The 25,932-nt window shown below is 69.2% G+C and carries 24 protein-coding genes and 3 pseudogenes; 20 read left to right on the plus strand and 7 right to left on the minus strand.

Translation table 11 applies throughout. From position 1 onward, the window contains the following. Nucleotides 1–359 precede the first annotated feature (359 nt). The 9 genes from OHS59_RS44115 (at nt 360) to OHS59_RS44155 (ending at nt 10,773) form a co-directional block, all read left to right on the plus strand. Nucleotides 360–995, plus strand: coding sequence for a glutamine amidotransferase-related protein (locus tag OHS59_RS44115; protein WP_443061605.1), 636 nt, complete (start codon nt 360–362; stop codon nt 993–995). Nucleotides 996–1,113: 118 nt separating this feature from the next. Further along, a complete protein-coding gene (locus OHS59_RS44120) occupies nt 1,114–3,624 on the plus strand; it encodes a molybdopterin-containing oxidoreductase family protein (RefSeq protein ID WP_328498970.1) in 2,511 nt (836 codons plus the stop codon). 43 nt (nt 3,625–3,667) lie between these two features. Next, nucleotides 3,668–4,990 (plus strand): 3-phosphoshikimate 1-carboxyvinyltransferase, encoded by a 1,323-nt coding sequence (gene aroA, locus OHS59_RS44125; RefSeq protein ID WP_328498971.1) that lies wholly within the window; start codon nt 3,668–3,670, stop codon nt 4,988–4,990. Continuing rightward, entirely contained in the window at nt 4,987–6,519 is a 1,533-nt protein-coding gene (gene gpmI, locus OHS59_RS44130; RefSeq protein WP_328498972.1) for a 2,3-bisphosphoglycerate-independent phosphoglycerate mutase, read from the plus strand. The genes aroA and gpmI overlap by 4 nt, the downstream gene beginning before the upstream one ends. Beyond that, nucleotides 6,516–6,923, plus strand: coding sequence for a hypothetical protein (locus OHS59_RS44135; RefSeq protein WP_328498973.1), 408 nt, complete (start codon nt 6,516–6,518; stop codon nt 6,921–6,923). The genes gpmI and OHS59_RS44135 overlap by 4 nt, the downstream gene beginning before the upstream one ends. A 187-nt stretch (nt 6,924–7,110) precedes the next feature. Beyond that, nucleotides 7,111–7,320: a hypothetical protein gene (locus OHS59_RS44140; RefSeq protein WP_328498974.1), complete on the plus strand. Its 210-nt coding sequence runs from the start codon at nt 7,111–7,113 to the stop codon at nt 7,318–7,320. 85 nt (nt 7,321–7,405) lie between these two features. Then, nucleotides 7,406–8,281: a phosphate ABC transporter substrate-binding protein gene (locus OHS59_RS44145; RefSeq protein ID WP_107019767.1), complete on the plus strand. Its 876-nt coding sequence runs from the start codon at nt 7,406–7,408 to the stop codon at nt 8,279–8,281. A gap of 3 nt (nt 8,282–8,284) precedes the next feature. Continuing rightward, on the plus strand, nt 8,285–10,093 hold the full coding sequence (gene pstC / locus OHS59_RS44150; RefSeq protein WP_328498975.1) for a phosphate ABC transporter permease subunit PstC: 1,809 nt from the start codon (nt 8,285–8,287) through the stop codon (nt 10,091–10,093). Continuing rightward, complete coding sequence (locus OHS59_RS44155; protein ID WP_328498976.1) at nt 10,081–10,773, plus strand: phosphate ABC transporter ATP-binding protein; 693 nt, start codon at nt 10,081–10,083, stop codon at nt 10,771–10,773. The genes pstC and OHS59_RS44155 overlap by 13 nt, the downstream gene beginning before the upstream one ends. Nucleotides 10,774–10,892: 119 nt before the next feature. Here OHS59_RS44155 and OHS59_RS44160 read toward each other — a convergent pair whose 3' ends face one another. Together OHS59_RS44160 and OHS59_RS44165 are read right to left on the minus strand one after the other, a co-directional pair. After that, nucleotides 10,893–11,300 (minus strand): ArsR/SmtB family transcription factor, encoded by a 408-nt coding sequence (locus OHS59_RS44160; RefSeq protein ID WP_328498977.1) that lies wholly within the window; start codon nt 11,298–11,300, stop codon nt 10,893–10,895. 119 nt (nt 11,301–11,419) lie between these two features. Further along, nucleotides 11,420–11,782, minus strand: a complete 363-nt coding sequence (locus OHS59_RS44165; RefSeq protein ID WP_328498978.1) for an ArsR/SmtB family transcription factor — start codon at nt 11,780–11,782, stop codon at nt 11,420–11,422. Nucleotides 11,783–11,951: 169 nt separating this feature from the next. Here OHS59_RS44165 and OHS59_RS44170 point away from each other — a divergent pair, with 169 nt between their 5' ends. From OHS59_RS44170 to OHS59_RS44180, 3 genes are all read left to right on the plus strand, one after another. After that, complete coding sequence (locus OHS59_RS44170; protein WP_328498979.1) at nt 11,952–13,337, plus strand: NAD(P)-binding domain-containing protein; 1,386 nt, start codon at nt 11,952–11,954, stop codon at nt 13,335–13,337. Between the two features lie 84 nt (nt 13,338–13,421). After that, nucleotides 13,422–13,898 (plus strand): ArsI/CadI family heavy metal resistance metalloenzyme, encoded by a 477-nt coding sequence (locus tag OHS59_RS44175; protein WP_328498980.1) that lies wholly within the window; start codon nt 13,422–13,424, stop codon nt 13,896–13,898. A 7-nt stretch (nt 13,899–13,905) separates the two neighbouring features. Next, nucleotides 13,906–15,129, plus strand: a complete 1,224-nt coding sequence (locus OHS59_RS44180; protein WP_328498981.1) for an MFS transporter — start codon at nt 13,906–13,908, stop codon at nt 15,127–15,129. A 76-nt stretch (nt 15,130–15,205) separates the two neighbouring features. Here OHS59_RS44180 and OHS59_RS44185 read toward each other — a convergent pair whose 3' ends face one another. Beyond that, on the minus strand, nt 15,206–15,409 hold the full coding sequence (locus tag OHS59_RS44185) for a hypothetical protein (protein WP_328498982.1): 204 nt from the start codon (nt 15,407–15,409) through the stop codon (nt 15,206–15,208). 186 nt (nt 15,410–15,595) lie between these two features. Here OHS59_RS44185 and OHS59_RS44190 point away from each other — a divergent pair, with 186 nt between their 5' ends. The 7 genes and pseudogenes from OHS59_RS44190 to OHS59_RS44220 form a co-directional block, all read left to right on the plus strand. Continuing rightward, on the plus strand, nt 15,596–15,928 hold the full coding sequence (locus tag OHS59_RS44190; RefSeq protein ID WP_328498983.1) for a helix-turn-helix domain-containing protein: 333 nt from the start codon (nt 15,596–15,598) through the stop codon (nt 15,926–15,928). Nucleotides 15,929–16,219: 291 nt separating this feature from the next. Beyond that, nucleotides 16,220–16,990, plus strand: coding sequence for a response regulator transcription factor (locus tag OHS59_RS44195; protein WP_328498984.1), 771 nt, complete (start codon nt 16,220–16,222; stop codon nt 16,988–16,990). Further along, nucleotides 16,977–19,052 (plus strand): sensor histidine kinase, encoded by a 2,076-nt coding sequence (locus tag OHS59_RS44200; RefSeq protein WP_328498985.1) that lies wholly within the window; start codon nt 16,977–16,979, stop codon nt 19,050–19,052. The genes OHS59_RS44195 and OHS59_RS44200 overlap by 14 nt, the downstream gene beginning before the upstream one ends. A gap of 124 nt (nt 19,053–19,176) precedes the next feature. Further along, the gene (locus OHS59_RS44205; RefSeq protein ID WP_328498986.1) at nt 19,177–19,569 is read left to right on the plus strand and encodes a hypothetical protein; all 393 of its coding nucleotides are present in this window, start codon (nt 19,177–19,179) and stop codon (nt 19,567–19,569) included. Nucleotides 19,570–19,670: 101 nt separating this feature from the next. Next, complete coding sequence (locus OHS59_RS44210) at nt 19,671–20,294, plus strand: class F sortase (protein WP_328498987.1); 624 nt, start codon at nt 19,671–19,673, stop codon at nt 20,292–20,294. Nucleotides 20,295–20,433: 139 nt separating this feature from the next. Beyond that, nucleotides 20,434–20,685 (plus strand): hypothetical protein, encoded by a 252-nt coding sequence (locus OHS59_RS44215; protein WP_328499591.1) that lies wholly within the window; start codon nt 20,434–20,436, stop codon nt 20,683–20,685. Between the two features lie 3 nt (nt 20,686–20,688). Continuing rightward, a pseudogene (locus tag OHS59_RS44220) lies at nt 20,689–21,063 on the plus strand (YdcF family protein); the annotation flags it as partial. 373 nt (nt 21,064–21,436) lie between these two features. On the opposite strand, the gene OHS59_RS44225 reads toward OHS59_RS44220, so the two are convergent. From OHS59_RS44225 to OHS59_RS44240, 4 genes and pseudogenes are all read right to left on the minus strand, one after another. Continuing rightward, on the minus strand, nt 21,437–21,700 hold the full coding sequence (locus tag OHS59_RS44225; RefSeq protein ID WP_328498988.1) for a hypothetical protein: 264 nt from the start codon (nt 21,698–21,700) through the stop codon (nt 21,437–21,439). Between the two features lie 653 nt (nt 21,701–22,353). Beyond that, the gene (locus tag OHS59_RS44230) at nt 22,354–23,244 is read right to left on the minus strand and encodes a MerR family transcriptional regulator (protein WP_328498989.1); all 891 of its coding nucleotides are present in this window, start codon (nt 23,242–23,244) and stop codon (nt 22,354–22,356) included. Between the two features lie 312 nt (nt 23,245–23,556). Next, a pseudogene (locus tag OHS59_RS44235) lies at nt 23,557–23,679 on the minus strand (IS5/IS1182 family transposase); the annotation flags it as partial. Nucleotides 23,680–23,867: 188 nt separating this feature from the next. Further along, a pseudogene (locus OHS59_RS44240) lies at nt 23,868–25,355 on the minus strand (SulP family inorganic anion transporter); the annotation flags it as partial. A gap of 34 nt (nt 25,356–25,389) precedes the next feature. Between OHS59_RS44240 and OHS59_RS44245 the strand changes: the two are divergent. Further along, complete coding sequence (locus tag OHS59_RS44245; RefSeq protein WP_328499584.1) at nt 25,390–25,710, plus strand: hypothetical protein; 321 nt, start codon at nt 25,390–25,392, stop codon at nt 25,708–25,710. Nucleotides 25,711–25,932 lie beyond the last annotated feature (222 nt).

A 25,932-nucleotide genomic window follows, 5' to 3' on the forward strand; every position in this document is an offset into this window, starting at 1 on the left:
CCCGTCCTGGTGCCAGGGGGGCTGAAAGACGTTGCATGGACCCGACAGGCAGACGGTTGGCTCATTAATGTGCCCGGCCGTGCCGTAGGCGTATTGCGCGCTCCATTCACCCTTCAACCGCGCTGTGGCGGCACGGTTCCTGACACCACATCACATCCCCACCAGAACGCAGCGGTCGTGCGGTCGGCGCACTGCTCGCTGCGGTTTTACAGGGCTGGAACGGTCGCTGGCGACGGCTGTCCCACGCCTGGCCCGCAATCCTTGAAGGGAAAACGATGTCAGACTCTGCGCAGCCTCGCCTAGCCCTGGTGGGCGATCGTGGCAACCACGATGAGCCGTCTCACCCCAAGATCGACGCCATGCGCGAGCAGTGGGACGTAGTCACAGAGTGGGTTCCGACGGTCGACATCCACGATGCCTCCCGGCTCGACGGGTTCGACGGCATCTGGGTCGTCCCCGGGGCGCCGTACTTCGACCAGAAGGGCGTGCACCTCGCCGTCCGCCACGCCCGTGAGAACGCGCTGCCCTTCCTCGGTACCTGCGGCGGGTTCTTCAGCGCCCTCATCGAGCACGCGCAGAACGTGCTGCACCTTCCCGAAGCGGAAGGCGTGGACGAGGACCCGGAGAAGCTCCTGCCCCTGGTCACCCCCCTGACATGCTCATTCCGCGGCGAGAAGGCCCCCCTGACGGTCAAGGAGGACTCGCTGCTCGCCTCGATCTACGGCACGACCAACGTCGAGGAGGTTTTCCACTGCGAGTACGGGCTGACGGCCGACTTCATGGGCGCCGCCAGCCAGGGCTCCCTGCAGATCAGCGCCTGGGACAGCGACGGCGCGCCGCGCGCCCTGGAGATCACCGGACACCCGTTCTTCATGGGCAGCCTCTTCCAGCCCGAACTGTCCTCCGCCCCCGGCGATGAGCACGTCATTCTGAAGACCTTCCTCAACGCGGTGCGAGTGTCGGCGAGCACGCCGTCGCCCCAGCACGCCCTCTGACGCAGCTTCGTTCGCTGCCCCTCAATTTCTGACACGGCCGTGCGCCCGGGTGCGCACGGCCGCGGGCACCGCCATGCCCGCCTTGTCCCCACACCAGGCGGAAGGATCGCTCACGCGCATGAAGCACGACCAGCATGGGATCTCCCGAAGAGGATTCGTCCGGGGCAGCGTCGTCGGCAGTGCCGGCCTGGGCGCCCCTGTTCTGCTGCCGCTGGTGGCGGCCAGCGCTGCCGAGTCCGGCAGCCCCGACACCCCGGGCAGTGTTCCGGGCGCGAGTTTCACCGACCAGTCGGCGGCCCTGACCCCGGACCGGACGGTGGCCACGGCCTGCCAGTTCTGCAACTCCAACTGCCGCCTCAACGTCGACCTCAAGGCCGACCGGATCATCGCCGTCCGCGGCGAGGACGGCGACCCCGTCCAGAACGGCCAGGTCTGCGTCAAGGCCGAGATGATGCCGCAGCTGGTCTACAACAAGGAACGCCTCACCACCCCGTTACGTCGTGTCTCGGGCAAGAAGGGTGCGGCGAACTCCAAGTTCGAGGCCATCAGCTGGGACGAGGCCTACCGCACCATCGCCCGCAAGTTGCTGCACCTGCGCGACACCGGCCAGGTACACACGATCGCCAACCGCACCACCGGCCGGATGCCGCGCGGCACCGGCTCTCTGGTGGGCCGCCTGTTCGCGATGCTGGGCAGTCCGAACAACACCGACGTCGGCCCGGTCTGCAACGACGCCGGCGGCAACGCGCTCGCGGCCACCTTCGGCCTGGGCAACTTCACCAACGGCTACGGCATCGACGGCGCCACGGGCAAGGACGACCTCGGCTCCGCCCGGCACTACCTGTTCCTGGGCACCAACCAGGCCGAGACCCACCCGGTGACGTTCGACTACCTGCTGCGCGAACGCAAGAAGACCAAGGCCACGCTCACCGTCGTCGACCCCCGACTGACACCGACCGGAGCAGCCGCGGACCGGTGGGTGGCGCCCAAGCCCCACACCGACCTGGCCCTGCTGCTCGGCATGCTGCACCACATCGTCGAACAGCGCCTGTACGACCAGGCGTTCACCGACCGGTGGGTGACCGGCTTCGGTGAGCTGCGCGCCCATCTGGCCAAGCACCAGTACACGCCCGCCTGGGCCGCGAAGGTCACCGGCCTGCCCGCCGCCACCATCACGGCCATGGCCGAGGAGTACGCCGGCGCCGAACCTGCCGCGATCTTCTGCAACGCCGGTATCTCGCACCAGCTCGGCGCCTTCGACACCTACCGGGTGCTCACGTTCCTCGCCGCGATCACCGGCAACATAGGCAAGCCCGGCGGCGGCTGCAACTTCATGCACAACACCTGGCCCGGCGACCTGCACCTGCCGCCTCTGGAAGCCGAGACGCCCGAGCGCCGCGAAGCCCTGCCGGTCGGCCCGGACTACTTCGCCGAGTCCATCCTCACCGGCCAGCCCTACCAGCTGCGCGCCGTCATCACCCAGGGCAACCCGCTGGTGTCCTCCGCCAACACCACCAAGGTCCGCAAAGCCTTCGAACAGCTCGACTTCTACGTCTACACCGGCCTGTTCATGGAAGAGCCCGCCACCTACGCCGACATCATCCTGCCCGTCTGCAGCGGACTGGAGATGGAAGGCGTCTACATGCGCCGCGACGACCGCGCCATCCGCTGGCAGGACCAAGTCGTCGACCGCGTCGGCCAGTCCCGCCCCGACTACGAGATCTGGATCGGCCTCGCCCACGCGCTGGCCGACCTCGACACCCGCCGCCCGGCGAAGGAATGGCGCGAGGCGTTCCCCAAGCGGTGGATGGACTACAAGAACCTGTGGGCCGACTTCGTGAAGCACACGCCCGGCGCGGGCGGCATGACGCGCGAGCGCATGAGCAAGCGCACCGAGCCGCTGCGCTGGCCGTGCCCCACACCCGAGCACCCCGGGGTCAGCACCCTCTACCTCGACCACCCCAGCTGGTACGAGGCCGCGGAATCCCTGGACGCGGCGCATCGGGGAAAACGCTTCCTCACCCCCAGCGGCAAGGTCGAACTCACCACCCCCGCGCTGGAGAAGAGCCTGTCGACCGCCGGACACACCGCGCTGCCGATCTTCTACACCCACCCCGAGGTCACCGGCGCCCACCCCACCGTGGCCTACAGCAAGAAGCTGGTCACCAGCCCCATCAACCCGCAGGCCCTCACCCACCCGGTGCGACTGGGCGTGCCCGGCAACGGTGACGTGCACCGCACCTTCCCGCTGATGGGCATGACCGGACGACCCAGCGTCGTGCACTTCGCCGAGATGACCCACTGGACCCCCACCGGCAAACAGCTCAACGGCATCCGCTTCATCCAGATCCACCCGAAGACGGCCCAGCGCGCAGGCATCGCCGACGGCGACGACGTACGGGTGGAGAGCCCGCGGGGCGCCGTGAGCGGCACCGCACTCTTCTGGGACGGCATCCGGCCCGACACCGTGTTCGTTCCCAACACCTTCGGCCCCGCCCAGAAGGTCGGCGACCTCTTCGACGACCCGCGCTACGAACCCGCCAACACGCTGCCCGACGACCAGTACTACGACAACCTCTCCGGCCAGCAGGCCTACAAATGCTTCGCCTGCCGCGTCGTCAAAGCCTGACCAGCCCCAAGGCCCGCATCCGCGCAACCCCACGGAGGACCGTATGAACGCGACACCCGACCCGCGCCTGAAGGCCGAAGAGGTATCCGTGCTGCCCCTGGCGGCCTTCGACGAACGCGTCAACGTCCTCGGCTCCAAGAGCTACACCAACCGCTACCTGGCCATCGCCTCCCTCTCGGGCCGCGAGACCGTCATCAACGGCGCCCTGCTGTCCGACGACACCCTCTACTTCGCCCGCGCCATCGAGACGTTCGGCCACGTCACCTGCGCCGTCGACCACGCCACCGCCAGCATCCACGTCACTCCCACCGGCCGGCCCATGCGCGCCCCGAAGGACGACATCTTCGTCGGCGGCGCCGGCACCCCCCTGCGCTTCCTGATCTCCATGGCCGGCCACGCCCAGGGCACCACGATCATCACGGGCAACACCCGCATGCAGGAGCGGCCCATGGGCGACCTGCTGCAGGCGCTGCCGCCGCTCGGTGTGGACGCCACCGCGGTCCGCGGCAACGGCAGCCCGCCGATCCGCGTCGTGGGCGGCTCCTTCAAAGGCGGCGCCACCACCATCAACGGTGTCGTCTCCAGCCAGTTCACCTCCAGCCTGATCATCAACGCGCTGCGCGCCGAGAACGACACCCACATCACCATCGCGGACGAACTGGTCTCCAAGCCGTACGTCGAGATGACGCTGGCCGCCCTCAAGGAGATGGGCGTGCACGTCGGCCGCGACGGCTACCGCACGTTCACCGTCGCGGCCGGCCAGCAGGCCCGCGGCGGCGAGGTCACCGTCGAGCCCGACGCCTCGGGCATGTCCTACTTCCTGGCCGCCGCCGCCATCCTGGGCAGCCGCGTCGTCATCCCCGGCATCGGCTCCGGCTCACACCAGGGCGACGTCCACCTGGTCGACACCCTGGAGCGGATGGGCTGTCGTACCCAGGTCACCGACGACGAGATCACCCTGACCGGCGGCCCGCTGCGCGCCATCGACATCGACATGGAGGCCATGCCCGACGTCGTACCGTCCCTGGCCGCCGTCGCCGCCTACGCCGAAGGCACCACCCGCATCACCAACATCGCCTCGCTGCGCGTCAAGGAGTGCGACCGCATCGCCGCCGTCACCACCGAACTGCGCAAGATGGGCATCGAGGTCGAGGAACTCCCCGACGCGATGTACATCACCGGCGGCACCCCGCACGGCGCGACCATCGACACCTACGACGACCACCGCATCGCCATGACCTTCGCCATCGCCGGCCTGCGCACCGAAGGCGTCGTCATCAAGGACCCGGGCTGCGTCGCAAAGTCCTTCCCCACCTTCTGGCAGACCCTCGACACCCTCCACCCCACCCTGGAGAGCACCAAGTGACCGCGCCGGACACCACGCCCGGCGACCCGGGCATCCTGCTGGTACTGGACGGCTGGGGCCACGCCCCGCCGGCCGAGGACAACGCTGTCGACGCCGCATCCACACCTGTTCTGGACGAGCTGACCGGCCGCTACCCCTCCACGCTGGCCGACGCGTCCGGTGAGGCCGTGGGGCTGCTGCCGGGCACCGTCGGCAACTCCGAGATCGGCCACATGGTCATCGGAGCGGGACGGCCTCTGCCCTACGACAGCCTCCTGGTCCAGCAGCACATCGACTCCGGTGAGCTGCGGGAGAACCCGCGCCTGGTCTCCCTCCTGGACGCGCTCGCGGCCAGGGGAGGGGCGCTGCATCTGGTCGGCCTGTGCTCGGACGGGCAGATCCACGCGAACGTCGGGCATCTCAGCGAGCTGCTGGCCGCGGCCGCCGCCCGGCAGGTGCCCCGTGTGTGGATCCACGCGATCACCGACGGACGCGACGTGGCCGACGGCACCGCCGAGACCTACCTGACGCAGGTCACCGAACTGGCCGCAGCAGCCGGCACCGGAGCGATCGCCGGCGTCATCGGCCGCGGCTACGCCATGGACAAGGCCGGCAACCTCGACCTGACCGACAAGGCCGTCCATCTGGTGGCCGACGCGGAGGGCACCGAGGTGAACACCGCGGCCGAAGCCGCTAACGCCTCCGACCGCGGCGACGAGTGGGTGGACCCGAGCGTCCTGCGGGACGCACCGGGAGCGCGCATCGCCGACGGTGACGGCCTGGTGTGGTTCAACTTCCGCAGCGACCGCATCCAGCAGCTCGCCGACCGCCTGCTGGAGCACCTGGCGGCCACCGCGCGCACGGTGGACACCCTCAGCCTGGCCCAGTACGACACCCGCGCCGACATCCCCGCGCTGGTGCAGCGCGCGGACGCCTCCGGAGGGCTGGCCGACGAACTCACCGCCGCAGGCGTACGCAGCGTGCGCATCGCCGAGGCCGAGAAGTTCGAGCACGTCACCTACTACATCAACGGGCGTGACAGCACGGCACGCAGCGTCGAGGAACACGTCCGCATCACCGGCCCCGGCGCCCCCGACTACAAGGCCCGCCCGGAGATGAACCTCGACCAGGTCACGGACGCCGTCCTCGACGCCGCGGCCCGCCCCGAAGTCGACCTCGTCATCGCCAACCTCGCCAACATCGACGTCGTCGGCCACACCGGCGACTACGCGGCCACCGTCAAAGCCTGCGAACACACCGACGCCGCGGTGGCACGCATCGCGGCAGCCGCCGCCGAGTCGGGCCGGTGGCTGCTGCTCGTGGGAGACCACGGCAACGCCGAGAAGATGACCAAGCAGGCACCGGACGGAACCAGCCGCCCCTACGGCGGGCACACCACCCACCCGGTGCCCCTCGTCGTGGTGCCCGCGAACAAGGAAGCCACCGCCGCGCTGCCCCAGCGGGCAACGCTCGCCGACGTCGCCCCCACGATCCTGCACCTGCTGGGACACAAGACCGGATCCGCCATGACAGGAAGGCCACTTCTATGAGTCCCCCCACCCCGACCGCCGCCACGGTACGCACCGAGGACGCGGTCCCCGCACTGCTCGCGTCGCTGCAGGCCACCCTCCAAGGCCCCGCTGATCAGATGGGCTGTCCGCTGCCGCCCTCCATCGCGTCCGCCTTCGCGGACGACTCGACCGCGCGGCCGCTCGCCGCCGCGGGAGGCGTGTGGGCGGTTCTTCGGGAGTCGCCCGACCGCTCGTGCCAGGTGCTGTGCCTGCACAACCCCTCCAGCGACGCCGTCTCGGCGAGCCTGGACGCTCTCCTGCCCGAAACCGCAGGCCAGCAGGCCCACTTCGTCCGCGGCGCCCTGCACACCACGCAGGAGAGCGACGGACTCCACGTCCACCTGGCCGCGTTCGGCCACGTCTGGATCACCTTCACCCGCTGAGGAGGAGCACTCCGTCACCGCGGTGCCGACGGCCCTGAGCCGAAGGCACCACAGCCATGACGACGCACAGCGCCGTCCCTACTGCACCGCTACAGATCCGTCTGCAGCCTGCGCAGGCAGCCGCCCCCTGGGGCTCGTGCTGCCCGCGTAATCCCTTCAGGGCACCGCCATTCCCTAAGGATCTGACATGTTCATACGTACGTCCTTCGTGGTGCCGGCTCCAGCCGGTGCCCGCGTTCCGCTGCCCACACCCCGACTCCTGCACCGCCCGCCCGGCCGCCTCGCCTCGCTCCACACGAGCGAGATGAACACCAGCCACAGCGCGGACGGCACAGGTGTGCACCTGTCGTCGCAGAGCTACGTCAGGCCGGTTTCCCTCCAGCCGTCACCTCAGTGACCGCCGCAGAGGGGACCGAGAAATGTCGCACACCCATGCCCACATCCACGCCGCGGTATCCCATGAAGACAGAAAGGCCCCACTGGTGTTCAGCACGAAGCGCCGCCTCGCCCACCTCGCCTCAACCGCTCTGGTCCTCGCGTCCCTTGCCACGGCCTGCGCCGACGGAAAAGCGGGAGGATCAGGTGCACTGCAGGTCAGCGGCTCCACCACGGTAGCCCCCGTGGCCGCGGACGCCGCCGAGGCCCTCAAGGCCGACGGCCTCGACATCACCGTCGCCACCCAGGGCGGCTCCGCCGGCGGCATCTCCCAGCTCGCCGCAGGCCAGATCAAGATTGCGATGAGCTCGAAGCCCCTCGCGGACGAGGACAAGGCCGCCAGCCCCGACACCGACTTCCAATCCACCCAGATCGGTTCGGACGCCGTCGGCATCATCGTCACCAAGAAGGTCGCCGACGCCGGCGTCAAGAACCTCACCGTGGATCAGGTACGGGACCTGTTCGAAGGCAAGATCACCAACTGGTCCGAAGTCGGCGGACCCGATCTCAAGGTCTTCGTCTACGACAAGGAGCCAGGTCGCGGGACCCGCGAGGTGCTCGACAAGTACATCTACGGCGACAAGAAGGCCCCCGCGCCGCCGGAGTCGGACAACTTCGCGATCGTGGGCGGCAACCTCGAAACCCGCAACAAGCTGAAGTCGACCCCCGGCTCGGTGGCCCCGCTGTCCACCAGCTTCGTCGAGGGGCACAAGGACCTGGCCGTGGTCACCCTGGACGGCATCGCCGCGTCACCCGAGAACATCGCCTCCGGCAAGTACCCCATGTCCCGGCCGCTGTACTTCATCACGGACGGCAAGCCGGAGGGGACGGCCAAGAAGTTTATCGACTACGTCCTGACCACCAAGGGCCAGAAGCTGATGACCAAGCACGGCTATCTGACGCTCAAGGAAATCGGTAAGTAGTCGATGACCACCACACTGGCGCGCGATGCCGCGCCACCTGACGCAGAGATACGGCCACGCCCCTCGAAATGGGTCTGGAGCTGGACGGGCGCCGGGGTGTTCGCCGTGGCAGCCCTTCTTCTCGTGGTCGTGGGCTATCTCGTCGCGGGGATCAGCAGCGGCTCGGTCGACTGGCCGGCCCTGCTGACCGACGCTTCCTGGAGCCCTCCCAACGCTGCCTACGGCGGCCTCGCCATGATCTACGGCACGGCCGTCGTCTGCGCCCTCGCTCTGATCCTGGCCGTACCCGTCAGCTGGGGAGCGGCTCTTGCCCTGTCGGAGTACCTGCCGCCCCGCGTGGCCCGGCCGCTGCGCATGTGCGTGGAGCTGCTTGCCGCCGTACCGTCCATCGTCTACGGCCTGATCGGCATCATGGTCATCCGGCCCGTCGTCGCCTGGATCGGGGACGTACCGGGCGGGGACAGCCTCCTGGCCGCCGGGATCGTTCTCGCTGTCATGATCACGCCGACGATCGTGGCGGTGAGCGTCGACGCGCTCACCGCGGTGCCCGACCGCTACCGGGAGGCCGCCTTCTCGTTGGGCCTGACCCGCCGCGAGGTCATCCGCTCCGCGGTGCTGCCCCTCGCCCGGCCCGGCATGCGCTCCGCCGTCCTGCTCGGCCTGGCCCGCGCGCTCGGCGAAGCCATCGCCGTGTTCCTGGTGGTGGGCCGGGCCGATGGGCGACTGCCCACCAGTTTCGACGGGTTCCTCCACTCGCTGGTGCACCCGGGGCAGACACTGACGACGAAACTGGCCGGCCCCGAGCCGGTGCTGGCCGGCACATCCGGCCCGTACTTCGCCGCTCTGTGCGGACTGGGCCTCGTCCTCCTGGCGTTCGTGGCCGCGGCCACCATCTGGGGAACCCGAGGCCAAAGACGCGGTACGTCGGACAAGCGAGCCCCCGCCTTCCGCGGCGCGCCCCGGATGCGCGTTGAGCGTGACCGGCTCGCCATGGGACTGCGTCTGGGCGCACTGCTGCTGCCCACCGCTCTTCTCCTCGGCATGCTCGCCCTCCTGGTGACGCGGGGAAGCTCCGCGTTCAACCCGTCCTTCTGGTTCACCTCGGCCACGGGCGCCGCGGGCGGAGGCGTACGCGACCAGATCGTCGGCACCCTGCTGCTCATCGTCACCACGGGTCTGATCGCGCTCCCGCTCGGCTTCGGCGCGGGCATCCTGATCGGCGTCCACGCATCCGAACGGGTCGCACGGCTGCTGCAGACCCTGACGATCGTGCTGGGCGGAGCGCCGACCATCCTGTTGGGGCTGGCCGGGTTCGTCATCCTGTCCAGCACCATGGGATGGGGCAGATCCTGGCTGGCGGGAGCCATCGTGCTCGTGCCGGTCGTCATCCCGGTGATCGCCCTGGCCACCTCCGCGCGTGTGCGGAGCATGCCACCGGAACTGACCGAGAGCGCCCTGTCGTTGGGGCTGACGCGCGCTCAGTTCATCCGCTCGGTCGTCGTCCCCTATGCCTGGCCCGCCACGCTCACCGGCCTGCTCCTCGGCCTGGCCCGCGCAGCGGGAGAAACCGCGCCGCTGCTGTTCACGGCGACCGTCTTCTTCGGGGCTCCCGCCTTCCCGAGCGGCGTCGTGGAATCACCGGTCCAGGCGCTGCCCACGCACATCTTCACCCTCTCCCAGGACTCGGGCGACCCCCAGGCCGTCACCCAGGCCTGGGGGAGCGCCATGGTCCTCGTACTGATCACCGCAGTACTCCTCAGCGCGGCGGTCGCGCTGCGCAACCGCTTCGAAGGAGAGCGATGGACAACGTAATCGCCGTGCGTCAACTGCGCGTGCTCAGCCGTGACAAGACCCTGGTCGGGCCGGTCTCCTTCAGCCTGGAGCGTGGTTCCACCACCGGGCTGTGCGGGCCGTCGGGCGCCGGCAAATCCACCGTCCTGCGTGCTCTGGTGGACCTCCTCCCGACCGGCCTCACCAGGGACGGCGACCTGCAGGTGCTGGAGCGGCCGATCGCGCCCGGCAAGGGAGACGCCGACCTCAGGGCAAAGATCGTCCTCGTACCCCAGACACCGGTCGTCTTCGGGGGCAGCATCCTCGACAACGCCCTGTTCGGGCTGCGGCACGTCCTGCGGGCCCCGCGGGAAGTGCTGAAGGAGCGAGCGGAACAGGCCCTGCGCGAGGCCGGGTTGTGGAAGGAGGTCTCCGACCGGCTCGACTCGCCGGCACAGAACCTGTCCGCGGGACAGCGACAGCGCCTGTGCCTGGCCCGGGCTTTGGCCCTGGAACCGGAGTGCCTGCTTCTGGACGAGCCGACCAGCGCACTCGACGAACAGAGCCGAGACACGGTCGAGCAGTCCATCGCGGCATTGCGCGGCAGCCGGACGGTCCTTCTCGTCTCCCACGACCCGGCGCAGGTCGAGCGCTTGTGCGACACCACGGTCCACTTGGACCAGCCGGCGACCGTGTCCCCGGCCGCCGCCGCAGTCTCCTGACGGGCAGCGCTCACCATCGAGCCCTCGTAGGAGCAGCCGTACCGGACTGATCAGCGGGCCCTGAGCAGGCAAGGCTCAGGGCCCGCGACCGTTTCCGGCCCGGCGCCGCCGCTTCACCCTCAGGGCGGCAACGGGCTGGAGTCTTCCACCAGGGGCGCCCTGGCCGTCTCGGGCGCCGACGGCATCGTGGGTGCCTCGGCCTGGTCGCGCTGAAGGATCTGCATCAGCGCCGAACGGACCCCGGCGCCCATGCGGTAGTAGACGATGCGCCCTTCCCGCCTGTTCTCCACGAGCCCCATGCACCGCAGCCGCTTGAGGTGATGACTCACGGTGGACTGAGCCACTCCCACATCGCAGATGTCGTGCGCCGCGACCTCCGCTCCCTGCCGTGCCGCCAGATGGACCAGCAGTTGCAGGCGTACCGGATCGCCCAGTGTCTTGAAGACGCCGGCCCACCACACCGCATCCGCCGCGCTCAGCTGGAAGCACTCCGCGTTCTCGGCAGGCTCCGCGGCCTCACGGGACATCTTTTCTCCTCACCCCAGCGTCGTCCGGCTGGGAATGCGAGTGGACGGGCACGGCACGGTCCGGGGCGGCTCAGCCCTCAACCCACCGGAGTGTGTCGCCACTCGGCGACCGGCTCAGCTCACGCCGCCGCTGACAACAGACCCGCCATGCCGGCGAGTACGCCCGGGGCCACCCGGTAGTAGACCCAGCTGGCCCGCCGGTCGGAGACCAGAAGACCCGCTTCACGGAGTTTGCGCAGGTGGTGGCTGACTGTGGGCTGGGAGACGCCGACGTCCTGGATGTCACAGACGCACGCCTCGCCGCCGGGCTGCGCGGCGATCCGGGAGAACAGCCGCAGACGGACCGGGTCCGAAAGGGCCTTGAACATGCTCGCGATCCTCTCTGCGTCGGGCGCGGAGAGCTCTTCCTGCCCCAGCGGCTGGCAGCAAGCCAGAGACGTGGTGGTGTCCGGAGCACCGGAGACAGAGACTAACTTCGACATGCCTCTATGTTGACACTCATCTAATCACCTGCCAAGAGTCGAAGGGGAACGGATCTGCCCGAACGGGCGCGACTATTTCGATGAATCTCTATGTTGACGCACATCGAACCCGGGTGCATCCTGATGACCAGAGGACATCGACAAACATCGAAACCGAGGAGAGCCCGTCGTGACTGCGCCCGCTGCCCAGGATCTGCCCGTTGTCGTCATCGGAGCCGGCCCCATCGGCCTGGCCGCCGCCGCCCACCTGTTGGAGCGGCAGCTGACGCCCCTGGTCCTGGAAACAGGACCGGTGGCCGCCGGCGCAGTGCGGGACTGGTCCCACGTCCGGCTCTTCTCGACCTGGAGCGAGCTCACCGACCCCGCCGCCGAGAAGCTGCTCGCCCCCACCGGCTGGAGCCGGCCCGAGGCGACGACCTACCCCACCGGCGGCGACTGGGCCGAACGCTACCTCCAGCCCCTCGCCGACACCCTCGGCGACCGCATCCGCTACGGCGCCACCGTCACCGGCATCTCCCGCGCCGGACGCGACCGCATCGTCGACGCCGACCGAGACAGCCAGCCCCTCGTCGTCCACCTCACCACCGCCGACGGCGGCGAGGAGCGCCTTTTTGCCCGCGCGATCATCGACGCTTCCGGCACCTGGACCACCCCGAGCCCGGCCGGCGCCAGCGGCCTGCCCGCGCTCGGCGAGAACGCGGCGGCCGACCGCATCACCTACTGCGTCCCCGACCTCAACGACCCGTCCGTACGGTCGCGTTACGCAGGAAAGCGCACCGCGGTCATCGGCTCCGGAGCTTCCGCCTTCACCGCGCTCGCAACCCTTGCGGACCTCGCCCAGAACGAACCGGGCACGCACGCCGTCTGGATCCTGCGCCGTGGCATCAGCGGCTCCACCTTCGGCGGCGGCGAAGCCGACCAGCTCCCCGCCCGCGGAGCCCTCGGCCTGGCCGCCAAGGCAGCCGTCGACAACGGCCACGCCGACGCCGTCACCGGCTTTCGCACCGAGACCATCGAACGGGACGAAGACGGCCGCCTGATCCTCATCGCAGAGGACGGCCGACACCTCGACGCGGTCGACGAGGCCATCGTCCTCACCGGCTTCCGCCCCGACCTGACCTTCCTGTCCGAGATCCGCCTCGGCCTCGACGAACGCCTCCAGGCCCCGACCGCGCTGGCCCCGCTCATCGACCCCAACGTCCACTCCTGCGGCACGGTCTACCCGCACGGCGTCAACGAGCTCTCCCACCCGGAGAAGGACGTCTACCTCGTCGGCATGAAGTCCTACGGCCGCGCCCCCACCTTCCTCGCCATGACCGGATACGAGCAGGTCCGCTCCATCACCGCATCCCTCGCCGGAGACCAGGAAGCAGCCGAGCGCGTCGAACTGACCCTGCCCGAGACGGGAGTCTGCGGCGGCGCAGGACTCTTCGACGAGGCGGCTGCCGAGGAGAGCAGCGGCGGATGCTGCGCCCCCGCGCCCTCCCTGGTCCAGATCGGATCCGCCACGTCCGCCCTCCAGATCGGCAGGCCCGAGGCATCCGGCAGCTGCTGACCACCGGCTGTCGCCCGGCCTTGCACCATCGCGCCTCGGCCAAAGCCCGGCCGGACGCGTCCTTCCTACGCAGGAGGAAAGATCATGTCCCGTGTACAGCTCGCCCTGCGCGTCCCCGACCTCGAAGCCTCGATCGCCTTCTACAGCAAACTGTTCGGCACCGAGCCCGCCAAACTCCGCGACGGCTACGCCAACTTCGCCATCGCCGAGCCCCCGCTCAAGCTCGTCCTCATCGAAGGCACGGCGGGCGAGGACACCCGCATGGACCACCTCGGAGTCGAAGTCGACACCACCGAAGCCGTCCACGCCGCCACCACCCGCCTCAGCGCAGAAGGCCTGATCACCGACGAAGAGAACGACACCACCTGCTGCTATGCACTCCAGGACAAAGTCTGGGTCCACGGCCCCGGCCAGGAACCCTGGGAGATGTACGTCGTGAAAGCCGACGCAGACTCCCTCGCCAAGCAGCAAGGCAGCAGCTGCTGCACATCAGGCACAGCCACTTCCGACACGGATGCCAACGCGGGCGAACCTGTCGCCGCCGGTGGCGGCTGCTGCTGATCTGCTGATGACCCACCTGCACACCGACGAGGCCGCGACCGGCACGCCAACGAGCCGCTCGCGGCCCCGCGCCGCACTGCCCGCACTCTGCGCCACCCAGATCACCAGCTGGGGCATCGTCTACTACGCCTTCCCCGTCCTGCTCCCGCACCTGACAGCGGACACCGGATGGTCCACCAGCGCCGCCACCGCGGCGTTCTCTGCGGCCCTCCTGATCTCGGCCGTCACCGGCATCCCCATCGGCCGCATCCTCGACCGCCGCGGCCCCCGCACCGTCATGACCACCGGCTCCGTGCTCGCGGTCACGGCCGTTCTGACCATCGCCGCAGCCCCGAACTTCTATGTCTTCACAGCAGGATGGCTCCTGGCCGGTTTCGCCATGGCCGCCACCTTCTACCAGCCCGCCTTCGCCGCCGTCACCCGCTGGTGGGGACCCGACCGCGTACGCGCCCTGACCATCGTCACCCTCGCCGGCGGACTCGCCAGCACGATTTTCGCCCCGCTCACCGCCGTGCTCGCGGACCACCTCGGCTGGCGCGCCACCTACGTCGTGCTCGCGGTCATCCTCGCGGCCGTGACGATCCCCGCGCACGCCCTGGCCCTACGAGCCCTCTGGCCACCGGCCCCACCGTCCACACCGGCGCCCAACCGCACACCGATCGCCCGCAGCCGCCCGTTCCTGCTCCTGGTCCTGGCCTTCACCTCTTCCGGCTTCGCCATGTACGCCGTCGTCTTCGGCATGGTCCCGCTGATGATCGAACGAGGCGCCGGCCCCTCAACAGCCGCCTGGGCACTGGGCCTCGGAGGAGCCGGCCAAACGCTGGGCCGCACCCTCTACGCCACCCTGACCCGCACCACCAGCGTCACCACCCGCACCGCGGTCCTGTTCACCGCGGGCGGCGCCACCACGACGGCCCTTGCCCTCATCCCCGGCCCGATCCCGCTGCTGATCCTGCTCGCCGTCCTCGCAGGAGTCGTACGCGGCAACCTCACGCTCCTCCAGGCCACCGCCGTCAGCGACCGCTGGGGAACCACGAACTACGGCCGCCTGTCCGGACTTCTGATCGCTCCGGCAACGGTGGCCGCGGCGCTTGCGCCTTGGGCGGGAGCAGCTCTGGCGGGACAGCTGGGTGGCTACGACAGACTATTCCTCATCCTCGCCGTCGGCTCTGCTCTGGCGGCCGCGCTTGCACTCGCATCGGGGCGATCTACCTTCAGTGCGCAAGCGTGACTAACTGCTTCTAACAAAAGCTGTTGATCATGTGACTGTGGGTGTCCTCGCTCGTTGGTCTGGTTGTGGCGAAACGTCAGTCGCGGCCGTGGATTGTGTCGGATGAACTGTGGTCGCTCATCGAGCCGTTGTTGCCCGGACCGGTACCGAAGCTGATGCAGGGCAGACCGTGGGTGCCGCCCCAGCCACGCTGATCGGCTACGGCGCCCTCCTGCTGACGGGATGCCTCCTCGTCCTGCTCGTCACTGCACGCGTCGCGGCCCTGTGCGCACGAGGGCAACGCTCCCCGTTGAGTAAACGGTTCAGCGCCACCTGCATTGCGGTCAGCGCGCTCGCGCCCCGGCAGGAGTGGCGCTGCCCTGGCTGCTGAACTCCGACGTCCCAGGCCGATGGCTCGCTCACCTCATCGGGCTCTTGTAGGACCGAGGCGCCAGCTGCCGCGCGAAGGCATCATCACGGCCCGCTGATGATCACGGGCCGACCATCGGAGCGCGTACCCCGGTACCCCGCCTGCACCATGGGCCGGGCCGCCGACATGCTCGGCACCACCCCCGGCATCCTGCGCGCCATCGGAGACGCCCGCCTCATCACCCCGCTGCGCTCCGAGGGCGGCCACCGCCGCTACTCCCGCTACCAGCTGCGCATCGCCGCCCGCGCCCGGACGCTCGTCGACCGGGGCACCCCCGTCGAAGCGGCCTGCCGCATCGTCATCCTTGAGGACCAGCTCGAGGAAGCCCGCCGTGTCAACGCCGAACACCACCGTGCGGCACGCGAACCGCACACGGGGAAAGCGGCCTGAGACCTCAAGCCAGCGCCCGTTCCTTCTGCGCGGCCGCCCAGGTGATGGAGGCGTGCGACGCGTAAAGGGTGCGCTGGTCAACGCCGTTGTCGCGAGTTTCCCCCCTGGCCGACCCCGCGACCTTCACCCGCTCCTGGTCGGGGTGGGGTGATGCCCTCTTCGCCGAGCTGCTCCTCGACCTTACGGGGCGCTCGGCGGGAGCCCTGGACCCTCCCTTGTCCACCACCGAACCGCCGTCACGGTAAGGATACTTCCGACCTCCCGGCGCCGGCGGTCGCTACGATCTGCGGCGTGTGCGCAAACATAGTGGTCGCCGAAGACGACGCGAAGCAGGCCGAACTGGTGCGTCGTTACCTGGAGCACGAGGGTCACGCCGTCACGGTCGTCGAGGACGGCCGGACGGCCCTCGAGACGGTCCGGCACCTGGAACCCGACCTGGTCGTCCTCGATGTGATGATGCCCGGGGCCGACGGTCTCGACGTCGTACGGGTCCTGCGCGCCGAACGCCGAGAGGTGCCGGTGCTGATGCTGACGGCCCGCAGCGCCGAGGACGATCTGCTGCTCGGCCTCGACCTCGGCGCCGACGACTACATGACCAAGCCGTTCAGTCCGCGTGAACTCACCGCCCGGGTAAGGACTTTGCTTCGCCGCAACCGGCGTGGCCCCGACCCGGCTCCGGCGACCGTGCTCGCCCCCGCTCCCGCCTCGGAGCCCGAAGTGGGTCCGGACGATGAGGTGTTGACGGTCGGTGTGCTCAGGGTTGATCCCTTGCGGCACGAGGTGTCGGTCGCCGGGATGCCCGTCGAGTGCACGCCCGGTGAGTTCCGTCTCCTCGCGGCGATGGCGGCCGAGCCCGGCCGGGTCTTCACGAGGGCACGACTCCTGGGCGAGCTGCACGGTTTCGACAAGTACATCAGCGGCCGGACCGTCGACGTGCACGTCATGAACCTGCGCAAGAAGATCGAGCGTGTCCCACGACGGCCGGCACGCCTCATCACCGTCTTCGGCGTCGGCTACAAACTCACGGATCCCGCGAAGAACGTGCGCCATGCGGCGTCCTGACAAGGGAGGTGCGGTGGGGGCCGGCCGGCTGCCGCTGCGTAAGAGCCTGGCGGGGAGGCTGTTGACCGTGTCGGCGCTGGTGGCCTCGTGCTCGGTCGCCGCGACCGCCTGGCTGGCCGTGCAGACGACCTCCGTCGCGATCCGCCAGGAGCAGGGGCAGAACCTCAAGTCCGACGCGAAGATCTACAACACCCTCCTCGGCTACGCGGCCACCCACCCCGACTGGGACGGCGTCGATACCACCGTGCGAGATCTGGCCCTGGAGTCCGGGCGCCGGATCGTGCTCACCACGCCCGGCCGACGCCCGTTCGTGGACTCGGCCGACTCGCGCTCAGCGGACAGCGGTTCGTCCGACGATCTGCTCGCTCAGCAGGCCTCGGCGGTCGTGGATCCACGCTCCGTCGACACCGTGCTGGTGCCCGACGCGGCCAAGGCCGGCGCCGACCGTGTCGATCCAAGGGCCGTGGGGCCCTTCCGGCTGCCCGCGAAGGAACACGACGCACTGCGGAAGGCCGCCGCCGGGAGGGTGGAGTGCCTCAGCCGGATGGGTATCGCCGCCGACGTCGTCGAGAGCCCGGGCGGACGGCCCCGCGTCCAGTTCGTGAGTGACGAGACCGAGGGGGAGACCGACAACGTCACCGACCGTGACATGGAGGCCAAGTGCTTTGCGTCCTACCCCGTCGGTCCCACCGCGACCGAGCGGAAGGCCCTGAGTGCCCTCAACCAATTGGCTGACGCCTGTCTGAAACGACAGGGTCGCACCGCCGTGAAACTGAACCTGGACCTGTCCTGGGACCGGAGTTACGCATACGGGCGGTACGACGCGGTCTCCGGCGCCGAGGACGGCCTCAGCGAACGGGAGGCGAAGGCCCTGGCCGCCAAGAAGGCACAGGACGCCGCGACGGCCGAACGCAAAGCGGCTTCCGGCGGCGCACTCGACTACGCCCCCGCCGAGATCCGCGACAGTGCGTACGACCGGGCCGTGGCCAGCTGTGTCGAAAGCGCCCGCCGGGAACAGCTCACGGGATATGTCGCCGAGCCCGCACTCCTGTTCATCGACGGCCCCGGTGCCGCCGGCGTGCCCGGCTTCGACCTCTCCCGCGCCAACACCGCACGCATCGCCGGTGTCACCGCCCTGGTCCTCGCCCTCACCGTCGGCGCCTCGGTGCTCGCCGGAGCCAGGCTCGTACGCCCGTTGCACGCGCTCACCGGCGCCGCCCAGCGCATGCGGGAGGGCCTGGACGTGACGGCGGTGCCCGTGCCCGTCGTCTTTGACAATGAGATCGGACGGCTGACGGCGGCCTTCAACGACATGGCCACGCACCGGGCCCGCCTGGAGGAGCAGCGCAAGGTGATGGTCAGCGATGTCGCCCATGAGCTGCGAACACCGCTGAGCAACATCCGGGGCTGGCTGGAGGCCGCCCACGACGGACTCGCCGTGCCGGACCCCGCGTTCGTCTCCTCGCTCCTGGAGGAGGCGGTGCAGCTCCAGCACCTCATCAACGACCTCCAGGATCTGGGCGCGGCCGACGCGGGCGCCCTGCGGCTGCACCGCAAGCCGGTACGGATCGACGAGCTGATCGGCCAGGTCGCCGGCGCGCACCAGGGGCTGGCCGAGACGGCGGGCGTCACCCTCACGGTCCTGACACCGCCGCCGGGCACCCCGCACCCACCGCTCCTCGACGCCGACCCCGTACGGCTGCGGCAGACCGTCAGCAACCTGCTCTCCAACGCGGTGCGCCATACCCCGGCCGGTGGCACGGTGACCCTGCGCCGGTACGTCACCGACCCGGGGGACGAGCTCGTCGTGGAGGTGTCCGACACCGGCAGTGGCATTCCGGCGGGCGACCTCCCGTACGTGTTCGACCGTTTCTGGCGGGCGGAGAAGTCCCGTAATCGCAGCACCGGCGGCAGCGGCCTCGGCCTGGCGATCGTCCTCAAGCTCGCCGAGGCCCACGGCGGCACGGTGGACGTGGCGAGCACGGAGGGGGAGGGGGCCACCTTCACTCTGCGGCTGCCGACAGCCGAGTCACGGAAGCCGCAGGGCCCCGGTCGACCCTGACGGGATGACGACAGCACTCTGACAGTTTCCTCACAGGTGGCCGTCAGGGTGAAGCCATGCCCGGAACCTGGTGCGGATCGGCAAACCAGGAACGACCAAGCCGGGCTGGAACTGGAGCCCTTACATGTCCCGCCGTCTCACCCTGCGCCCGCTGCGTATCGCTGTCCTGACCGGCGTCGCGGCCGGCGCGCTGCTCGTCCCGGCCACCGCGGCCTTCGCCACCGATCCGACGCCGACACCGGGCGCGACCGACTCGACCTCGGCCGACAAGGAGGCCCTGGCGAAGAAGAAGGCCGAGGACGCCAGGACGCTCAAGGAGGCCGAGGCCCGGAAGGCCGCCGAAGCCCGGAAGGCCGGAGGCAAGGACTACCCGCGTGGCGGTGTCGCCGCGGGCGAGGCCCCCGCCCAGGACGACAACACCGGCGCGCTCATCGGTTCGGCCACCGGCGCGCTGCTGCTCGCGGGCGCCGGCACCTACGTACTGCGCCGCCGCACCGCCGCCCGCCGCGAAGGCTGACCCGGCAGCACGACCTCTCGTACGAAACGGTGGCGCCGCCCTTCACCAGGCGGCGCCCTGTGCGTTCCGGCGAACCCTCGCACCCTGTTCTGGAGCCCGAGTTGCCCCCTGCACACCGTCCGGCCCTGTCCCGGGCCCGCCTCGCGACCCTCACCCTGTTGACCCTCGTCACCCTGCTCACCGGCTGTTCGTCCGGCCCCGACCCGACGGCCCGGGTCGCCCCAACCGCCCCCGCCGCCGCGTCGGGCGCTCCGAAGTCTGAGCGGCCTGCGGCCGACGCTCCGGCGGCCCCTGCCGAGATGGCCGTTCCCTCCCTGGGGATCACCAGTTCGCTGATGGAGTTGGGCCTCAACACGGACCGGACGGTCCAGGTCCCGCCGGCCGAGGAGGGCATGACCGCGGGCTGGTACACGGGCGGTGCGGTGCCCGGTGAGATCGGCGCGGCCGTCATCATCGGCCACAACGACACCCGCTTCGGCGAGGCCGTCTTCCACGACCTGAAGAAGATCAAGGAGGGTGCGGACATCACCGTCACCGACAGGACGGGAAAGGTCGTCCACTTCACCGTCACGGCAATGGAGAGCGTCGCCAAGAACGCCTTCCCGACGGAGAAGGTCTACGGGCCGACCCAGGAACGTGCGCTACGGCTCGTCACGTGCGACGGCGACTTCGACGCGCAGGGGCACCCTGTCGACAACCTCATCGTGTACGCGACAGCGAGCTGAGGGCCGTAGGCGTGTCCGTTTCGCCCTCTCGTCACGAGTAACGTCCGCAGCTCGATCGTCAGCGGCCGGTTCCAGGAGCGCGCCGCTGAACGGTCGGTACGCGTCAGTCACGGCGCGGCGATGCGCCGCGACTGCCTGGATGGCCGTCACCGCTCTCGGCTACGGCGCCAGCGAGCACCGCCGGGCGATGTGGATGCGTGGCGACGCCGTCCTTCAGGAGGCCAGCACCGAGCGGATCGAGGCCGTTGCCATTTCAAGGAAAGGCCCAGCTCAGGATCGCGCACTCCTCATCCTGGCCGCCATCCTGGCCGCCGGGACGACCAGCCGAATCGTCTCGCTCACCCAAGAGCGGCACATGCATCGGATGCAACTCCGCTCGGACGGTGCGTGAGGCACTCTCATCATCTTCAGCGGGGGTCCGACCGGCAGCTACGCTTCGGAAGCCCGGTTGATGGCTGACTACGCGAAGTCGGTGCTTGGGTTCGACGGCATGGTGCTCCTCGAAGACCGGAGCGCGACGAACTGGGAGAACATCTCGAACGTCATCCCGCTGCTTGAGGATGTCGACCGCATCAAGATCACCTCCCAACCGGCTCACGCGCGCAAGGCCCGTGCGTACTTGCGGCGACAGCGCCCTGATCTTGCTGAGAGGCTCGTGCGAGCGGATGACTACCGTCCTGGCGAGTGGATGAGGGGTAAACCACTGCTGGCTCTGTACGGGCTTTGGACACTTCGTGGCCTCAAGGCCGAAGAGCGGAAGGTCTCGCTGTGGACAGCCGCTGCCCCGTCGGCGTCCCATCCGGTGATTCTTGAGCCGTCGCTGGCAGATGACTGCGCATCCGAGGGTGAGGAATGCTGCGTGGATGTCGTCGCGGATCCCCCAGTGGCTGCTCAGGCGGCGGAACCAGGGGAGTCGGACGAATGCGCGTTCCGCAACACAGCGTTGGGCGTCCCGGCCGGAGGTGTGCTCGGTGCCGCGACGGGCGATCAAGGGGCGCCGTGGTCTCAGGCTGGTCGGCGGTACTTGTCGTGGTCGTAGCCGTGGTTCCGTCACAGGTCACGCTGTCGGTAAAGTCCGTCGCCGCGCATACGACTTGCCTTCAAATTCTTATCAGGATGGCACCGCACATGCGGTACGACTCTTAGTCGTCGTTCGGCAGGTACCACCCGTGCTCGCGATGCCTGGGCTCTGGTGGGTTCGGGTTCTCACGGGCATAGGCCTCGCTTGCACGGCGCGTCATCTCTTTGTCGTAGCGGTGCAGCTCGTCGTAGAGCTTCGACGACTCGTTGACATCCCCGCTGGATACGTAACGCTGTCGCAGCGCCTCGCGCTCGTCTTCGAGTTCCGCGTCGGAGACCGGGCGGAGGCTTCCGAGGCCACGCGTGATGGAATCGAAGATGCCCACGCATTGATGTTGTCACACTGGGGGCTACAGCCGAGCCGTTGTCCGCCAATCCCGCCTCAAAGGTGCGCGGAAACGCCCGGCTCGCGGCTGGCCGCCGGGATCACTGTGCCGGAAGGTCCAATCCATAACTCTTGACAATTGCTCCTCGTCATTGCGCGGGACAGCCCTTTAGCCGTCCCCCCCGGTAAAACCCCAGCTCAGGAAGTGTCGACTCCGCGCCCGCAGGGATCCTTCAGGCTGAATCCTCTTCGTCCCCTCCGATCGTGCGTCGACCCCGCGCCTCAGTGTCGAACGGTGCATTGGCCCCTGGTCTGAGTCATCCCGATGGGCGAGTGCGCTGGCCGGTTATCCGGGCAAAGCTTCCGGGCGTCGACGCGGCGAGCGTGTGGTCTGTGCTCCCGTGCCGGCGCCTAAAGCGTTTGGTGCCCAAGATGCCTTCGCGACCACAGGGCGGTGGTCGGCGTCGACAAGGCGATTGGGAGGTGCTGGCTTTTCAACCGCAGACTGGTGTCAGCGGCCAGCTCGGAATCCCCACGTACGGCCAGTTGTGATGTCACTCTTGGTTACGGCCCGGGCTCGACGGCTGTCCCGATCGGTCACATGCGGATGAACGCGACCGGTTGTCGGGCCACGTCAGTGCCAGGCACAGGCGATCAGCTGTCCGCGGAGTGGGCGTCGGCAAGGGCCTCGCCGAAGAGCCGTCCGGCGAGTTCCACGCAGCGCATCCGGGCAGGAGAGAAGTCGTAAGGCATCTTGGTGATCGCTGTGGCGGCACTCATCTCTGTGCCCTCGTCCCCTTTCAGGTCGGCGTCGTAGATCTCGAAGATCTTCTCCTCGGCCGCGTCGAGACCAGCTGCCTCGATGGCCTGATTCAGGGCCATTTGGTGAGCGCATCGCTGTACGGCGAGCTCTTCGACGCGCGGGTCGTCGGGTTCGACGCCGTCGTCGAGGGCGGCCTCGGCCGCCTCAAGACGGTCCTCCTCGGCCCGCAGGTCGGGGTGGGTGGTCAGCACGATGAATGCGCTGGCCTGGATGGCGGCGCCCAGCGGCCCGAAGATCCGTTCTGTGACCAGCAGGGCGTCCAGATCGGAGGGGCGCAACGCGCCCGGGGGCAGGTGGCTGAGCCGGTCCGTGACCAGTTCGGAGAGCAGTCCCAGCGGGCTGCCCACCGCCTGCAGGCGCTGGACAGCCGCGCGCCGACGTTTGATGGTGGTTTCCTGTGCCGCCAGGGTTTCCTCCAGTCTGCTCAGGACCGACTCGATATCCGGGGCTTGGTCCAGGGCTTCGTCTCCGGCTTCGTCCCGGGCTTCGCCGAAGGCGGCCCGGATGTCGTCCAGGCTGATACCGGCATCAGCCATCTTGCGGATCCACAGCAGGCGGGTCATGTCGGCATAGCCGTAGCGGCGGCGGCCGTCTCCGCCGCGCTCGGGTTCCGGCAGCAGACCGATCTCGTGGTAGTGGCGGATGGCGCGTGGAGTGATCCCGGCGAACGCAGCGGCATCACCGATCTTGACCTGCCGGGGAGGTGTGAGGGAGGAGTACATCGCAGACAGAGCCTTTCGTGCTGTGGTGCCCCGACCCCACCACATGCCGCTACGGCATGTGCAACAACCCCATCCAGGTGCCACCGGGGTCAGGCCCCGGCTGCCGCCGGAACCGATCAAGAACGACGAACCATCCGGGAATGCAGAGTGACCACCGGCGGCCAGATAGCTCCCCGCCAAATGGCCGCCGCTGGGGAATTCCCACGGTTCTGATCCACTTCTTGTGGTCCGGTAACGGCGAGTGAGGGTGCTCAGTCCACGAGGAGGACTTGGCGTCGCAGGAGGTCGAATCCAGCCCGGCCGTATCCGTCCCTATGTGGTGAGTCTGCGGTAGCAGATGAGGGTGCAGGCGATATTGGTGAAGGCCAGGAAGTGGTCGGCTTTGCGTTCGTAGCGGCGGTGCAGGCGTCGGCATCAGGCGAGCCAGGACATGGTGCTGGTCCGGCCGCCAGTGCGTTGGACGTTGTGCAGTCGCAGCTCGGCCTGTAGCGCCCGCGGGTCCACAGCTCCGCGTGACCCCGGCCAGGTGCGTGAAGAAGCCATGCAGTGCGGGTTCCGTGGCCTGTGACGGTGGGCGTGGGCCACGTGATGTCAAAGGGAGAAGATATTACGAAGCCCGAGAGCTACTGATTGTGGTGCCACGCCCTGTATGTGGCCACCGCCGTCGGTAGCACCGGGAAGATCAGGTCGGTGCCGATGCTGTCCACCAGGCCATAGGGCTCCAGGTCGTCCCGCAGGTCCTGCTTGACCCGGGCGAGGGCGAAGACAATGCCCCGGTCGGTGAGTTCCCGGCGCAGTGCTTCCACGGCGTCCAGGGCGGTGATGTCGACCTCGACGTTGGCCTCGGTGTTCAGGACGAACCAGCGCACAGGGCCGTTCTGTTCGTCGACCGCGGCCAACGCCCGGCGGCGGAAGTCCTCCGCGTTGGCGAAGAAGAGCGGGGAGTCGTAGCGGTAGACCAGCAGGCCGGGGACGGTACGTGCCTGCGGGTAATCGTCGACGTCGTGCATGCCGGCCACTCCGGGCACCACGCCTTCGACCGCGTCGTGAGGTCGGGCCACCCTCGTGAGCAGTTCCGCCACCGACAGGCCGACGGCCACCAGGACGCCGTACAGGATGTCCAGGGTCAGCACTCCGGCCAGGCAGCCCAGTGACAGCAGCAGTTCGCGGCGGCGGAAGGAGGCCAGGCGCCGGAAGCCCGCCAGGTCGATCATGCGGATCGCGGCGTAGACGACGAGCGCGCCCAGCACCGCCGTCGGGGTGTGGGAGAGCAGGGAGCTGAGGAACAGCAGTACCGCGAGGACGCCTGCGCCCGCGATCAGTGAGTACATCTGGCTGCGGCCGCCCGCCGAGGCGGCGAGCGCGGTACGGCTCGCGCTGCTGCTCACCGGGAACCCGTGCACCACGCCCGCGCCGAGGTTGGCCGCGCCGAGGGCGAGGAACTCCTGGTCGGCGTCCAGGGTGTTCGCGTCGTGGGTGGTGAAGGCCCGCGCGGTGAGGACGACGTCGGTGTAGCCGACGAGGAGGACACCCAGCGCGGGCAGCACCAGATGCACCAGTTCGGTCGGGTCCGGCACAGCGAGAGCGGGCAGACCTGCTGGCACGTCGCCGATCACCTCGATGCCGTGCCGGTCGTCGAGTCCTAGGACCACGACCGCCGTGGTGGCGAGCACAACGGCCAGCAGGGGGCCGGGCACTGAGCGAAGATACCGGGCGGTGACGAAGAGGAACACGAGCACGGCGGTGGCGAGAAGCAGTGTGGTTCGATGGCTGTCCGGCAGGTTCCGGACGAAGGACCACACCTGAGGAAAGAACGCCGAGCCCGTGGTGCGCACACCGGTGAGCTTGGGCAACTGATCGACCGTCATGATGAGCGCCACGCCTGCCAGATAGCCGATGAGAACCGGCCGGGACAGCAGGTCCGCGACGAATCCGAGCCGTGCCGCCCACGCCACCACACACAGCAGGCCCACCACGATCGCGAGCGCGGCCGTCAGCGTCGCGTACCGGGCCGGGTCCCCGTCGGCCAGCGGGCCCACCACCGTCGCCGTCATGAGCGCCGTCGTCGACTCCGGGCCGACCTAGAGTAGCCGGGAGGTGCCGACGGCCGCGATCGCGGATGTGTCCGTCCGTGTGGATCGCCCCGTGAGGTGGGCGCCGCCGTCGCTTCGGCCGCTCCTGCCGGGCGCACTATTTTCTGGATCCGCGCGGTCCGTGACTCACCTCGGCAGCGTGGACTCGGTCCTCGAAGTGATCGCTGAGTCGGGCAGGGGCGACGTCCTCGTCGTCGACAACGGAGGCAGGCGCGAGGAGAGGCGCATCGCCGATCTGTGGCTTGCGGAAGCCGCGCTCGCCGGAATCGTGCTGTGGGGCGCCCACCGGGACACCGCGCAATTGCGGCACACCGGCCTCCCGCTATTGAGTCTCGGATCGGCCTTTTCCGGGCCGCGCTGGTACCGCCCGTAGTCCCGCCGGTACGGACCTCCACCCTGGACCCTGTTCCCGTTGCCATCGGGGACGCCGTCGTCGCCGACGACGGCGTCACATTTATCAGACCAGCGCAGGCCAACCGAGTCTTTTAGTTCGCCAGCTGCATCCAACGCATCGACACGGCGTAGGGGCGACCTCGTCCACCAGGGGTGATCCCTCCGCGACCAACTTGACTTCGCCGGCTACCTCCAGCGACGC

The sequence above is a fragment of the Streptomyces sp. NBC_00414 genome, assembly GCF_036038375.1.
In the GTDB taxonomy this organism is placed as follows: Bacteria; Actinomycetota; Actinomycetes; order Streptomycetales; family Streptomycetaceae; genus Streptomyces.